Below are 13443 nucleotides of genomic sequence, written 5' to 3' on the forward strand. Positions count from 1 at the left end.
TATGAAAAATGAATCATGCTTATATTTGATAATCACGGTACAATTATTATTAGCGTGTGTAAGTGAAAATTTTTTATACACCCCAATCTTGCTAAGATTTGGTATGATAAAGAATAGCTTGAGAGGTGCTAATCATGAATGTTAACTATCCTAATGGAAAAAAGTATAAACCGATACAGCTTGATAATGATCTTTCCTTAAAAAAGAAGAAAAACGGTTCGTATAGTAATAGAGGGATGACACTTGAAGAAGATTTAAATGAGACAAATGAATATTATCGGGAAAGAAAAATTGCGGTTATACATAAAAAGCCAACACCTGTTCAGATTGTACAGGTAGATTACCCAAATCGAAGTGCGGCCGTGATTAAGGAAGCCTATTTTAAATTAGCGTCAACGACTGACTATAATGGGGTATACAATGGAAAGTATATTGATTTTGAAGCAAAGGAAACACAAAACCCCACCTCTTTTCCGTTAAAAAACTTCCATCAACACCAAGTAGAGCATATGGAAGAAGTGATGAATCAAGGAGGAGTATGCTTTGTTATTCTCCGGTTTTCAAGATTTGAGCAAGTTTATTTTCTTGAAGCAAAACACTTGTTGAACTATTGGAACAGAATGATGAATGGCGGAAGAAAATCGATTACAAAAGAAGAAATTGAACAAAATGGTCATCGCATTCCACTTGGATTTCAACCAAGAATTGACTATATTAAAATAGTAGATACACTTGAGAAGGTTAGAAAGGAAGGAATTTCATAATGTCTGAAAAATATCAATCAAGAGAGGAGCGGCGAAAGAACCTCCAATCAAAGAGCAAGGGCAAGCCAAAAGCCAAGAAAAAAACCGGCGGGCTATTTAAGAAAATCTTTCTCAGTCTTATTGTCCTTGGTATCGTTGGTATTCTTGCAGGAGTTGGTACTTTCGCCTATTTAGTAAAGGATGCTCCTAAACTTGACCCAAAACTATTAAAAGACCCGATCCCTTCAAAAATTTTAGATAAAGATCAAAAATTGATTTATGAAGTTGGAGCTGTTAATCGCGAATATGTAAATTATAAAGATATACCAAAAGTACTTGAAAATGCAGTATTAGCAACCGAGGATTATCGTTTTTACAAACACCATGGGATCGATCCGATTCGCCTCGGCGGTGCCGTTTTAGCTAACTTCCAGCGTGGATTTGGTGCAGAAGGCGGCAGTACCATCACCCAACAGGTGGTAAAGAATGTATTTTTAACACGAGAAAAGACGATAACAAGGAAAGTTCAGGAAGCTTGGCTCTCTTATGAACTTGAACAACAATACACGAAGCATCAAATTTTTGAAATGTATGCCAATAAGGTTTATGTATCTCAAAACAGTCATGGACTTGCCACTGCAGCAAAAATCTATTATGGGAAATCATTAAAAGAGTTAACACTTGCTGAAGCTGCTCAAATAGCTGGGATGCCGCAAAGTCCAAATAATTATAATCCGTTTGACCATCCAGATTTGGCGGAAAAAAGGCGGAATATTGTCTTAACACTGATGGATCAGCATGGCTTCATTTCAAAACAAGAAATGGAAGAAGCGAAAAAGGTTTCAGTTGCTGCCACGGTCTTAAAACCGGAACAGCGGACAGTGGACGAAAAGCCTTTCGATTCCTTTGTCGATGCTGTCATTGATGAAGTAAAAGAAACAACTGATTTTGATATTTTTACAGATGGTTTAACGATCCAAACGACATTAGATAGAGAAGCACAAACGTATGTTTATAATATGTTAAATTCTCAAGATATCATTAAATACCCTGATGAGGCATTCCAAGCCGGGATTGCCCTCCTTGATACGAAAACAGGGGAAATTCGTGCCATCGGCGGTGGGCGGAATCAGCAGGTAAAGCGTGGATTTAACTATGCAATCGATTCGAAAAGACAACCAGGTTCAACCATCAAACCTGTCCTTGATTACGGCCCAGCGATTGAATATTTAAACTGGGGCACGTATGAAATGATTGAGGATAAGCAGATGACCTATTCCACAGGGAAAAAGTTTGGAAACTGGAACAATAAATATATGGGCCCCATGACAATCAGAACGGCTCTGCAATTATCCAGGAACACCCCTGCGGTTCAAGCCCTACAACAGGTTGGCTTGGATAAAGCAAAAGACTTTGCTGTTAATTTGGGCATTCCATTAAAAGAGATTTTTGAATCATATGCAATTGGCGGTTTTGGCGGGAAAACCATTGGTGTTTCCCCTCTCGAAATGGCTGGTGCCTACAGTGCTTTTGGCAATAATGGTTTTTACACTAAGCCTCATGCCGTTTCGAAAATTACGTTGCGTGACGGTACGGTGATTAGCACAACACCTGAACCAAAAATCGTCATGAAGGATTCAACTGCCTTTATGATTACGGATATGATGAAGAGTGTGCTTGTTTCTCCTGGTACCGGTACATTGGCAAAAGTACCTGGTCTTCCGATTGCTGGAAAAACAGGAACAACCAATTATACAGAAGATGAAATACAGAAATGGGGCATTAAAGGAAGTTCTCCTGTACCTGATGCGTGGTTTACCGGTTATACTACCAATTATACAGCTTCCATTTGGACGGGATATGAGAATCGAAAGACACCAATAACAAGAGTCGAAGACCAAAGAATTGCACAATTAATCTTTAAAAATTTAATGGCCTATGTCTCAAAGGATATCGATACACCAGATTTCACCATGCCAAATAGTGTCCAAAAGGTCAGAATTGAAAAAGGCTCGATGCCTGCAGTACTAGCCAGTGAATTTACACCAGACAGTGAAGTGAGTATAGAATATGCCGCAAAGGGGCATGCACCTAAAAAGGTTTCTGAGAAATATAACAAACTTGGGGCTCCTGTAAACCCAATTGCAAAGTATGATGATGTCAATAAAAATATTGTATTAACTTGGGAGTATCCAAATCCCAATAACGTTGCAGTTCAGTTTGATCTGACGATCGATAATGCTTCAGCACCAGGGCATCTTGTTCAAACTGAAAACAGCCTTACAATCCCAGCAATTCCTGGCGAGAAATATACTTTTACTATCTTGGCTATTAGCGGTGATAAAAAGAGTGATTCTGTTTCAACCTCTATTGAAATTCCAAAGCCTGAAAAGGAAAAAGAGCAAGATAATCAAAGTGGCGATGGGAATAATGGAAATAATGGTAATGATAATAATGGTAACGCTAATAATGGCAACGCTAATAATGGCAACGGCAATAATGGCAACGGCAATAATGGCAACGGTAATAATGGCAACGGTAATAATGGTCACGGCGGTGGCCAAGGTGGAACAACTCCGCCGGTTACCACCCCTGAAAATCCAGCCAGTGGTCAGGGAACTGGTTCACCGGGAACCTAATAACATGTAAAGAACGTCTAGGCTACAAGCCTAGACGTTCTTTTTTACGATATTTTTTTTTGCAAACAGCTTTTCCTGTTCAACCATAAGCTCCGAAAGCTGACGGTAGGAATGGTATAATGCTGGCCTGGCTTTAATGAATGCTAATCTTTCATCAATATTTACAGGCTTATACGTTAACTGATGATTGGGAATGGAATCATTTGGTGTTAAGGCTCCTTCATTTGTCCAAAGCAAAAATTGCTCGAATAAGCCAATTCCTTTTTCCATCCATTTACTTGCATTTTTCGTGTCACGTTCTTGGAATAATTGATTAAGATGGTTTTTAATGTTTTCCCATTCTTCCAGTAATCTAGAAATTTCCTCTGATCGTTTAGCCATGGAAAGTGACCTTACCTTTCATCCTTTTCTTGCCTTCTCTGCATAACTCTAATAACGGACAGCTTGGACACTGAGGATTTTGAGCCTTACAATGATAGCGTCCAAAAAAGATTAAGCGGTGATGGGTCACCGACCATTCCTCTTTTGGAATTTTCCTCATTAATGTTTTCTCCACTTCCAATACTGAATCCTTCCAGCGGCAAATCCCAAGGCGTTTACTTACCCGCTCCACGTGGGTATCCACAGCAATAGCGGGAATGTTATAGGCTACCGACACAACAACATTTGCTGTTTTTCTGCCTACCCCGGAAAGCTTGGTCAACTCATCCCTGTCCATGGGGATTTCCCCATTATATTCATCGAGAACCATTCGGCACAAGCTCTGAATATTTTTGGCTTTATTACGGTAAAGGCCGATGGAACGAATATCATTTTGCAGCTCTTCAAGCGGAACCTGTAAGTAATCTTCTGGCGTTTTATATTTCTTAAATAATTCCTTCGTCACTTTATTAACAAGCGCGTCGGTACATTGCGCCGATAATGAAACAGCTATAATTAGTTCAAATGGATTGGAATGATGTAATTCACAATGGGCATCCGGGAACATTTTACCCATTTCATCCAAACAATAACGAATTTGCGTATTATTCAGCAAAAATATCACCTTCACTTGCTATGAAATGAAATAAAATAAAACGAGAGAAGATCCCCTCGTTCATTATTGCTCAAGCCAATTGTAAAATGGGACTGTCGGTTGATGGTTTTCATCCTTAGTAATTACTTTTTGTGTTTGTTTTTGGCGGAATTTGCGGCCATGATTTTTCGCTTGCTCAATAGTTTTAATTCCATTTTTCTTCCATTCGAAAAGAATTCTATCAATATAGCGGAAATTTAATTTTCCTGACATGACGGATTCACGCAGGGCAGCTTTTATGATCATCGGGTCATGATGGTCATCATCCATCCACATGCCAAGCGATTCACATTCAAATGGTGATAAGGGACGGCCAAATTCATTCTCAAAACAAGTGTACAGGTCGGTTTCATCGGTCTTTTTATCCATTGCTTTAGCAGCATTATTATTGATCATAAACAAGTCAATGAGTTTTTCCCACAATGGTTTCACGGTGTATTTCTCAAAACGAATTCCATCATTCGAGTATTGATCAATAATTTCAATAAAACCTCTTTGAATTAGTCTTCTAAGCATTTCATTACATTCTAAGATGGAAACCGTCATTCTGGCAGAAAGTTCTTCCGGAGTGGGAAATTCGTTTCCTTTTTCTATGAAGGTTAGGATATTTAATAATAGAACTAGTTCAGTTTCGTTTAAATTAAGATTACGGTATTCGGAAAGCAAAATGGAAGGTATAGTAATATTCCCTTCCTCAAGCCATGCTAAAATATTTGATTTCATTTAAAGGACACCTCCAAATAAGTATAACACGAACCATCACTCCGAGTAAGGGTAATAGGTATCCATCTTTGGAAAGGAAAGCAAAAAGCCTGCAGGGTGCAGACTTTTTTGTTATTTGTCCTAGTACTTTGATTCAACAAACTGGTGAATTCGTGCTACTGCTGCTTCTAATTGCTCAAGTGATGTTGCATACGATAGACGAATATTATCTGGCGTACCGAAGCCGGAGCCCGGAATAACCGCCACTTTGGCTTCGACTAGCAGAGATTCCACAAAGGCATCTACATGATTGTATCCAGTCATTTCTGCCGCCTGCTTTACATTTGGGTACAAATAAAAAGCACCTTCCGGCTTCACACATGTGAATCCGGGAATGGCAACTAATTTATCATAAATAATTTCTAATCTTTTTTCAAATGCTTGTCGCATTTCTTCCACTGGTTCCTGTGGACCGTTGTAGGCAGCGATTGCTGCGTATTGAGCAGTAGTTGTCGGATTTGATGTACTATGACTGGCGAGGTTTGTCATCGCCTCCACAATCTGTTTATTACCGGCAGCATAGCCAATTCTCCAGCCTGTCATTGAATGGGACTTGGAAACACCATTAATGACAATAGTTTGTTCTTTAAGCTCGGGTGACAGTTCCGCGATGGAGACATGCTTTGCACCAAAATAAACGAGCTTTTCATAAATTTCATCTGAGACAATTAGAATATCTTTCTCAAGGCAAACTTTACCCAATTCGCGAAGCTCCTCTGCGGAATACAAGACCCCTGTAGGATTGCTCGGTGAATTGATGATGACTGCTTTTGTCTTGTCTGTAATAGCCTCTCTTAGTTGTTGCGGCGAAATCTTAAATTGATTTTGTTCATACCCTTCAATATAGACAGGTGCACCCCCAGCTAATTTAACTTGTTCGGGATAGCTTACCCAATATGGAGTCGGAATGATCACTTCATCCCCATCATTTAAGAGTACCTGAAATAAAGTATACAGAACATGTTTTGCCCCATTGCCAACAATAATTTCATTTGGCTTATAGGATAATCCTTGATCCGCTTCAAACTTTCTGATTATTGCTTGTTTTAAAGCGGGCAATCCTGCAGAGGGTGTATATTTTGTATGTCCTGCATTCATTGAATGCGTTGCCGCATCTAAAATATGCTGCGGTGTATTAAAATCAGGTTCACCTGCTCCTAAACCGATGACATCTTCCCCTTGTTCCTTAAGTTCCTTTGCTTTTGCCGTAATGGCTAATGTAGATGACGGTGTAAGTGCCATCACCCGATTTGCTAGTTTCACTGCCATTTCTTTTCCTCCATTCCCCAACCATTCTATAAATTTTCAATTTTTTTAAGCCACTCACCTGTTTCAAAGTGAACATAATAATAATTTATTAAATTATTGTCAGAACGGTAATAAATTTCCCATAATGGAATGTTTTTTTCCATTCCCAACCGAACTGAAATAATTTTTTGCGGGTTTCTTTCTTGCAATAGTTTTTGAACAGCTTCCTCTTTTGACAATCCATCTTTCGCTTTTTTGACAAAAACCTTTTTACTTTTATTAGGGATCCAGACGATGACCTTTTCACCCTTCTTATTATTGCCTTCAATCACATTGATTGCCTCTAGCCCATTGTATATATGAAAATCCTGCACTTTGCTTATTTGAACCTTTTTATTTGCCAATGTAATAGCTTTTTTTTCAGCCACTTTTATTGGTTCAACTGCAGAAAAATATACCTTTATTAACATTCCAATAATAACTACTACAAATAATCCGAGGAAAATAATCCACTTTTTCATTCTACTCACTTCTTTATGTACGATATATAGTAAAAATTGCTTTACTTTGATCTTCTCGATCAAGGGCAAGTCCAAACATTAGATCCTTTTGCTTTAAGGTACGATTTAGGGCATCAACAATTTTATATAAATCAGAACTGTATTGGATTTTAACAGTTGATAAAACTTCAATTCTACTTTCCATCCATATTTCTCCTTTTTTCTACTTTACCACTATTTTTGAAGAATCTTTCTAATTATTATAACAGGATAAAACACGATGTGCTGAGAATCTTAACTAAATTAAATGAATTTTTTTCTTGCTTTTATTCTCCTGCAACAACTGGAATGGTAATAACCTCATAGTTTGATTCAGTAAATTTAATGGTTATCGTACCGTGTTTCTTTGTAAAATACACCTCTGACCAAATACCATGCAATTCATGTAATATATCTGCATATGGCCCATACCCCTTGGGAGAAAAAAGGATGGATATTTGTGGATTAATATAGGTAATTAATTGATCAGATAATGAGACTTCCTTATTATTGTTAAGAATCTTAAAAACATTGACATCTTTAAGATTCTTCTTTAGTAGCGTTTGTTCCGCACGTTGGGTGAAGGAAGTCATTAAAAAAATGTTATGTTGGAAAAAATTCAGCAGTAGATCCATTCCTTCATTTTCTTCATTCCCAACGAATTGAGCTTCAACAGTCATCCCAGGCAGGATTTCTTTTTTTGCACCTTCCACCCATGTAACCATTGATGTTGGAAGGGATTGATCAATATTTTTAGCTAATTGTTCCGATAGTTCCGGAGTTGTAATGATTTCCTTTATGTTATATTCGGTAATCAATTGATTAAGTGTGTTATATGAAAGATCCTGCCCATCATTTGTTAAGAAAAGAGCCGAAAGCTCCTTCACATTATAAAGAGAAAGCCAACTAGCTAATTCAGCTTTCGCTCCCTTCCCACCCACATTAACCAATATATTTTCACTATTTGGCCCTTGAATGAGTGTTGCTTCACCTTTAGACAAAGCCAAAAACGTCACCGCTGCTTCATGCTCTTTCATTTTTAAATCGATATGCTCAATTTTACTAGAAATAGCTGTTTCAGCCTTTGCAATAAAGGTGCTTGAAATAAATAGGCTTAAGATCATAAGCAATATTTTCATACACATACGCCTCCTATTATCAAATAGGATGTGTAATTTTCCATATTTTATCATAACCAAGTTGGAATAATTTCCACCAGTTCATCAATCGCCCCATTTTTTACCGGTATTTCTGGAATTGATTGTAAAAAGGATTTTCCGTATTTGGTCGTAACAATCCTTCTATCAAAGACAAACATGATCCCACGATCTTTTTCCGTCCGGATTAACCGGCCAAATCCTTGTTTGAAACGAAGGATTGCTTCGGGCAGTGAATATTCGGTAAAAGAATTGCCGCCACGAGTACCGATTAACTGACATTTCGCCTCTGTCAATGGTTCGTCAGGCGGGCTAAATGGAAGCCTTACAATCACTAGACAGGATAGGTCTTCACCAGGAATATCCACCCCTTCCCAGAAACTGCTCGTCCCCAGTAAAATAGCCTTATCATAGCGCTGAAAATTCCTTGTCAGCCTCGTGCGGCTGCCACTCGTAATACCTTGAGCAATGAGGACATACTCATCCAGGAAGCCGCTTTCCTTTATCAACTCATACGTTTTCTTGAGCATGTCATATGCTGTGAAAAGGATTAGCATTCTTCCTTTAGTTGCTTCAGCAATCGTGATGATATGTTCGGTAATCGCAATCACATACTCTTCCAATGTCACACTTTTAATTTCCGGTAAATCATCCGGAATAAACAACTGTACTTGATCCTTATAGTGAAACGGTGAAGGTATGGTTATTTGCCTAGTTGAAACAGCATCAAGGCCAAGTTCAGTCATGATATAATCAAATGAATTATTGACTGATAATGTTGCAGATGTTAGCACAACTGCCTTTTTTGCACGAAAAAATTTCTCCTTAAGCTGTTCTGCAACAAATGCCGGCTGAGCGATAAAAGTGGTTATATTTTGCGGCGCACGAATATCCATTTCAATCCATTTTACATCTTTTGTTTCTTTAATAAAGCAATTATTCACTGTATTCCGCAGCTCGCCAAGCTCATTTACGAATGTATAAGTTTCTTCGATTTTATTATCTTCTTTGCTACTTAACGCCTTTTTCCCATTTTTAATCAAGCTGAGACGTTCAATAATAGCTGAGTGTAAATCTTTAAGTAAAAAGGAAAACCTCTCAGCACAATGGACAAGTGCCTTTTTTTCCTTCCCGCTATCAGAATCAGACAATCGTACCTTAATACGATTAATCCCCTTTTTATTGCTAAGCTTTGTTTTTGCGTAAAGGGCAATCAGTTTAAAGAACTCATCCATTTCGTAGGTAAGGTCAATCATCAATTGGTTCAGCTCGAAAGCATGAATCAGTTTTGTCTCTTGTTTAGGTAGAGAAGTGATTAGCTTTTCCAACTCATAAAAGAGCTGTTTTTGTTCATACAAACCAAATTGACCTAGGAGCATCCTTGAAGATAAATAATCTAATGAATATCCAAAAAACTGGCTCGCCACCTTTTCGAGGTGATGTCCTTCATCAATCACCACAAAATCAGCAGCAGGTAAAATAGAACCTTCACCTTTAAGATCACTTAATAATAAAGAGTGGTTGGTAATGATAATATCAGCAGCATGAGCTTTGTTTTTTGCTCTATAATAAAAGTCTCTTTCCTGCCAGCCTTTATTTTGCAAAAAGACATTAGGTTCATCCTTGATTTTGTTCCAATAAAGGAGGCCGCCGCTTGAGAGATTCAATTCATCCTTATCACCGGTGTCCGTTTCAGTCAGCCAAACGAGAATTTGCATTTTTGTTAAGGTAGTATCATAATTATCGTTTTCTTCCATCAGCGATTGATGAAATTTTTCTAGGCTTAAATAGTGGTTCCTTCCTTTAAGAAGAACAGAATTGATGTTAAATGGAAGAATTTTAGCCAGAAGCGGAATTTCTTTATTCAAAATCTGTTCCTGCAATTGAATAGTATGTGTACTTACAATTACGGGAAGATTACGTAGTTTTGAAAAATAGGCAATCGGCAAAAGGTAACCAAGTGATTTACCGACTCCTGTTCCCGCTTCGATTAACGTATTCCTTTGGGTCTGAAATGATTCGTAAACAGCGTCCATCATCTGAAATTGGCCGGATCGCTTTTCAAAGAATTGAAAGCCGTGTTTGATCATCTCTATTTTATCTTCATCACTTGCAGGGTAAAAAGCCTCTTTTTCCTCCGACTCTAAGCCAACTTCTACAGAATTTTTTTTTAAGGCTAAATCGTTATATACTTCAATAGAATCTGGTAATTGCTCCCGCATTTCCCCCGCCGTATCGGCCAATTCATCTAGCAGCTGCTGGAGATCGCTTTTTAACCCTCCCGATAATTGCGTAATTTGCCTAATCGTTAGTTGCGGCAAGGAAGCTAATCGCTCTAACAAAAGGAGAAATAATTCAGCTGTAACCAGGGCATCACTGTCGGCCTGGTGCGGCCTGTCATGATTCAAGTTCTCTTGCTCGGCTAAATCAGAAAGTTTATAGCCATCCGCGGTAGGATATAAAATTCTTGCCATTTCCACTGTATCTAATACAGAACCGAAAAATCCTTCGCATCCTGCTTCAATTAATTCTTCTTGCAGAAAAGACAGATCAAATAATACATTATGGGCAACAAAATAAGCCCCATCAAGCAAAGATGTAACTTTCTCAGCAATTTCTGAAAACAACGGTGCACCTTTGACCATATCATCGTTTATTCCAGTCAATTCTTCTATAAATGGCGGAATCGCTTTTTTAGGATTGAGAAGCGATGAAAACTTTTCCGTGATCTTCCCGTTTTCAATGACCACAGCAGCAAATTGAATAATCCTATCCCCTTTTTTCGGGAGATTTCCTGTGGTCTCCAGATCTATGACAACAAATTTATTTAACATTTCATTTACACCCCAAACCTCGTTCCTTACACCGTAGCACAAAGAACTTTAAAAAGTAATAGAAAACAAACTTATATTGATTCAAATTCTACCATTGTCTTACTAAAAATTAAAATAAAAGAAAAAGAAGAAGGGGCCCTCCCAATGAATGGGGGCCCCCTCCCTGTTACATAATTGTCAGTGCCGGTTCCTGATAGATAAGTTCCTTAATTCGATTATTTTCATCCATTATCGCTACTTTTGGGGTGTGTGTTTGGATCTTTTCCTCTGGGACAAGTGCATAGGAAATAATTATGACAATATCCCCCTCTTGAACTAGGCGTGCTGCCGCGCCATTTAAACAAATAACTCCGCTTCCTCTTTTGCCGGGAATAATATATGTTTCTAGGCGGGCACCATTGTTGTTATTTACAATTTGCACTTTCTCATTTGCCGCCATTCCGACAGCATCAATAATATCCTCATCTATGGTAATACTGCCAACATAGTTTAAATTAGCCTCTGTAACGGTTGCACGGTGGATTTTTCCATTCATCATCGTTCGAAACAAGAGTATTCCTCCCTGATGTCACTAAAATTTTTGTCTAATCTATTTGAATAATGAAATTGTCTATTAAACGAACTTTAGAGAATTTTACCGCAAGTGCAATGATAATGGTACCCTCTAATTTTTCCAATGGTTTTAATTGTGGATATGAGAATATTTCAACATAATCAATTTGTCCATTAGACCCACCAGTGATTATATCGGTAATCAAGCTAATTAGTTTCAAAGGGCTCTGCTCACCATGTTCGATTGCTTTTTTAGCTATTTGCAGGCTTTTAAAAAGAACGGTTGCTTGTTGTCTTTCATCTTGTAATAGATTAACATTGCGAGAACTCTTTGCAAGGCCGTCAGCTTCACGAACAATGTCAACAGCGATTAACTCGATGGGGAAATTGAAATCAGTAATTAATCCATCAACAACTGCCACTTGCTGGGCATCCTTTTTTCCAAAATAAGCCCTTGTTGGTGTGATGATATTAAATAGTTTTGTTAGAACGGTAGCAACCCCGTCAAAATGTCCTGGACGCGACTCACCGCACAATACGTCCGTTCGTTCTTGTACAACTGCCCGTACTGAAGGTACATGTGGATACATTTCCTCTTCTGACGGGTAAAAAACGAAATCTACCTTTTCCGCCTCCGCCAAGGCACGGTCGCGTTCAAAATCGCGAGGATAGGTTGAAAAATCCTCTGTTGGGCCAAATTGCAGCGGATTAACAAAAATACTTAAGACGACGATATCATTTTCTTTTCTTGCTTGCTTAAGGAGTGTTAAATGCCCTTCATGCAGAAATCCCATCGTAGGGACAAAGCCAATCGTTTTCCCCAGTCCTTTTTGTTTCCCTATTTCACTCTGCATGTCCTTAATGGCAGTCATGACTTTCATTGTTTGCCACCATAAAGTACCTTCAGTTCCTCTTCTTTCATTGTGAAGGAGTGCCTATCCTCAGGAAATTGTTTATTCTTCACATCTGAGGCATAGGCTTGGATTGATTCAATCATGAATGGATTGACCGCATGGTATTGCTTTACGAACTTTGGTACCCTGTCGACTCCATAGCCTAAAATATCGTGATAGACAAGCACCTGTCCGTCCACATAAAGCCCGGCTCCAATTCCGATCACAGGTATGGAAATCGAACTAGCTACTTCTTCTGCCAGTTGCTTCGGTACACATTCCAAGACAAGTGCGAATGCACCAGATTCTTCAATAGTTTTCGCATCTTCTATTAACTTTTTCGCTGCTGTGGCATCCTTTCCTTGTACTTTATACCCGCCTAATACCCCGACAGATTGTGGTGTCAATCCTAAATGACCACACACAGGGATGCCTGCCTTTGTGAGCGCCGCAATTTTCTCGACTACCTCATCTGCCCCTTCAAGTTTAACGGCATGTGCCCCAGCCTCTTGTAAAAGTCTTCCGGCATTTATTAATGTATCCTTAATCGATAAATGATAGGTTAAAAATGGGAGATCAGTGACAATAAATGTATCCTTTGCTCCTCGTTTAACCGCTTTCGTATGATGAATCATGTCTTCCATTGTCACGGGAATAGTGGAGTCATAACCGAGTACAACCATTCCAAGTGAATCTCCGACTAAGATGACGTCTACTCCGCCTTGTTCTGCTTGTTTAGCTGACGGAAAATCGTAGGCGGTTAACATGACAACTTTTTCTCCATTTTCCTTCATTTTTAAAAAGTCCGTTGTTTGCTTCATCATTTTTTCCCTCCTTAAAGTATGGGAGAGGTGATAAAACGAGTTTGCAAAGCAAATAAAAAAGATCCTTCTGTAGGCAGAGGATCTTTGTTTCTCTTTGCATGTTCCATCCCTCTGTCCCGGTCCGATAATCGGATCTAGGCAGAAACCTTTTTAATTTTGATTTTCATTTTACAAAAG

Annotated in this window: 13 protein-coding genes; 2 read left to right on the forward strand and 11 right to left on the reverse strand. The window is 38.6% G+C overall.

Features of this window, described 5'->3' with window-relative positions:
- The first annotated feature begins 134 nt into the window (after positions 1 to 134).
- Positions 135 to 764 (forward strand): Holliday junction resolvase RecU, encoded by a 630-nt coding sequence (gene recU, locus BABA_RS08920; protein ID WP_007084836.1) that lies wholly within the window; start codon positions 135 to 137, stop codon positions 762 to 764.
- On the forward strand, positions 764 to 3382 hold the full coding sequence (locus BABA_RS08925) for a transglycosylase domain-containing protein (RefSeq protein WP_007084837.1): 2619 nt from the start codon (positions 764 to 766) through the stop codon (positions 3380 to 3382). Before recU ends, BABA_RS08925 begins: the two co-directional genes overlap by 1 nt.
- A gap of 30 nt (positions 3383 to 3412) precedes the next feature.
- On the opposite strand, the gene BABA_RS08930 is transcribed toward BABA_RS08925, so the two are convergent.
- From BABA_RS08930 to panB, 11 genes are all read right to left on the reverse strand, one after another.
- Positions 3413 to 3763, reverse strand: a complete 351-nt coding sequence (locus BABA_RS08930) for a YpoC family protein (protein WP_007084838.1) — start codon at positions 3761 to 3763, stop codon at positions 3413 to 3415.
- Positions 3756 to 4418 (reverse strand): endonuclease III, encoded by a 663-nt coding sequence (nth, locus tag BABA_RS08935; protein ID WP_007084839.1) that lies wholly within the window; start codon positions 4416 to 4418, stop codon positions 3756 to 3758. The genes BABA_RS08930 and nth overlap by 8 nt, the downstream gene beginning before the upstream one ends.
- A gap of 63 nt (positions 4419 to 4481) precedes the next feature.
- On the reverse strand, positions 4482 to 5180 hold the full coding sequence (locus BABA_RS08940) for a DnaD domain-containing protein (protein ID WP_007084840.1): 699 nt from the start codon (positions 5178 to 5180) through the stop codon (positions 4482 to 4484).
- Positions 5181 to 5300: 120 nt separating this feature from the next.
- Positions 5301 to 6482: a pyridoxal phosphate-dependent aminotransferase gene (locus BABA_RS08945; RefSeq protein ID WP_007084841.1), complete on the reverse strand. Its 1182-nt coding sequence runs from the start codon at positions 6480 to 6482 to the stop codon at positions 5301 to 5303.
- A 32-nt stretch (positions 6483 to 6514) separates the two neighbouring features.
- The gene (locus tag BABA_RS08950) at positions 6515 to 6988 is read right to left on the reverse strand and encodes a cell wall elongation regulator TseB-like domain-containing protein (RefSeq protein WP_007084842.1); all 474 of its coding nucleotides are present in this window, start codon (positions 6986 to 6988) and stop codon (positions 6515 to 6517) included.
- 13 nt (positions 6989 to 7001) lie between these two features.
- Positions 7002 to 7172 (reverse strand): YpmA family protein, encoded by a 171-nt coding sequence (locus BABA_RS26460; protein WP_007084843.1) that lies wholly within the window; start codon positions 7170 to 7172, stop codon positions 7002 to 7004.
- Between the two features lie 121 nt (positions 7173 to 7293).
- Entirely contained in the window at positions 7294 to 8145 is an 852-nt protein-coding gene (locus BABA_RS08955) for a ComEC/Rec2 family competence protein (protein WP_007084844.1), read from the reverse strand.
- A 50-nt stretch (positions 8146 to 8195) separates the two neighbouring features.
- The gene (gene dinG / locus BABA_RS08960; RefSeq protein ID WP_007084845.1) at positions 8196 to 10997 is read right to left on the reverse strand and encodes an ATP-dependent DNA helicase DinG; all 2802 of its coding nucleotides are present in this window, start codon (positions 10995 to 10997) and stop codon (positions 8196 to 8198) included.
- Between the two features lie 166 nt (positions 10998 to 11163).
- Positions 11164 to 11547 carry an aspartate 1-decarboxylase gene (gene panD, locus BABA_RS08965; RefSeq protein WP_007084846.1) on the reverse strand — a complete coding sequence of 128 codons (384 nt, stop codon included), beginning with the start codon at positions 11545 to 11547 and terminating at the stop codon, positions 11164 to 11166.
- 34 nt (positions 11548 to 11581) lie between these two features.
- Entirely contained in the window at positions 11582 to 12430 is an 849-nt protein-coding gene (gene panC, locus BABA_RS08970) for a pantoate--beta-alanine ligase (protein ID WP_007084847.1), read from the reverse strand.
- Positions 12427 to 13263, reverse strand: a complete 837-nt coding sequence (gene panB, locus BABA_RS08975; protein WP_007084848.1) for a 3-methyl-2-oxobutanoate hydroxymethyltransferase — start codon at positions 13261 to 13263, stop codon at positions 12427 to 12429. The genes panC and panB overlap by 4 nt, the downstream gene beginning before the upstream one ends.
- Between the last annotated feature and the right edge of the window lie 180 nt (positions 13264 to 13443).

Origin of the sequence: Neobacillus bataviensis LMG 21833, assembly GCF_000307875.1 — a bacterium.
Lineage (GTDB): Bacteria > Bacillota > Bacilli > Bacillales > Cytobacillaceae > Neobacillus > Neobacillus bataviensis.

What these genes read in the sequence shown, in the direction of transcription:
- BABA_RS08940 (WP_007084840.1), bottom strand. Translation starts at nt 5,180, where the DNA reads ATGAAATCAAATATTTTAGCATGGCTTGAGGAAGGGAATATTACTATA.
- dinG (WP_007084845.1), bottom strand. Translation starts at nt 10,997, where the DNA reads ATGTTAAATAAATTTGTTGTCATAGATCTGGAGACCACAGGAAATCTC.
- panB (WP_007084848.1), bottom strand. Translation starts at nt 13,263, where the DNA reads ATGAAGCAAACAACGGACTTTTTAAAAATGAAGGAAAATGGAGAAAAA.
- BABA_RS26460 (WP_007084843.1), bottom strand. Translation starts at nt 7,172, where the DNA reads ATGGAAAGTAGAATTGAAGTTTTATCAACTGTTAAAATCCAATACAGT.
- recU (WP_007084836.1), top strand. Translation starts at nt 135, where the DNA reads ATGAATGTTAACTATCCTAATGGAAAAAAGTATAAACCGATACAGCTT.
- BABA_RS08930 (WP_007084838.1), bottom strand. Translation starts at nt 3,763, where the DNA reads ATGGCTAAACGATCAGAGGAAATTTCTAGATTACTGGAAGAATGGGAA.
- panC (WP_007084847.1), bottom strand. Translation starts at nt 12,430, where the DNA reads ATGAAAGTCATGACTGCCATTAAGGACATGCAGAGTGAAATAGGGAAA.
- BABA_RS08950 (WP_007084842.1), bottom strand. Translation starts at nt 6,988, where the DNA reads ATGAAAAAGTGGATTATTTTCCTCGGATTATTTGTAGTAGTTATTATT.
- BABA_RS08955 (WP_007084844.1), bottom strand. Translation starts at nt 8,145, where the DNA reads ATGAAAATATTGCTTATGATCTTAAGCCTATTTATTTCAAGCACCTTT.
- BABA_RS08925 (WP_007084837.1), top strand. Translation starts at nt 764, where the DNA reads ATGTCTGAAAAATATCAATCAAGAGAGGAGCGGCGAAAGAACCTCCAA.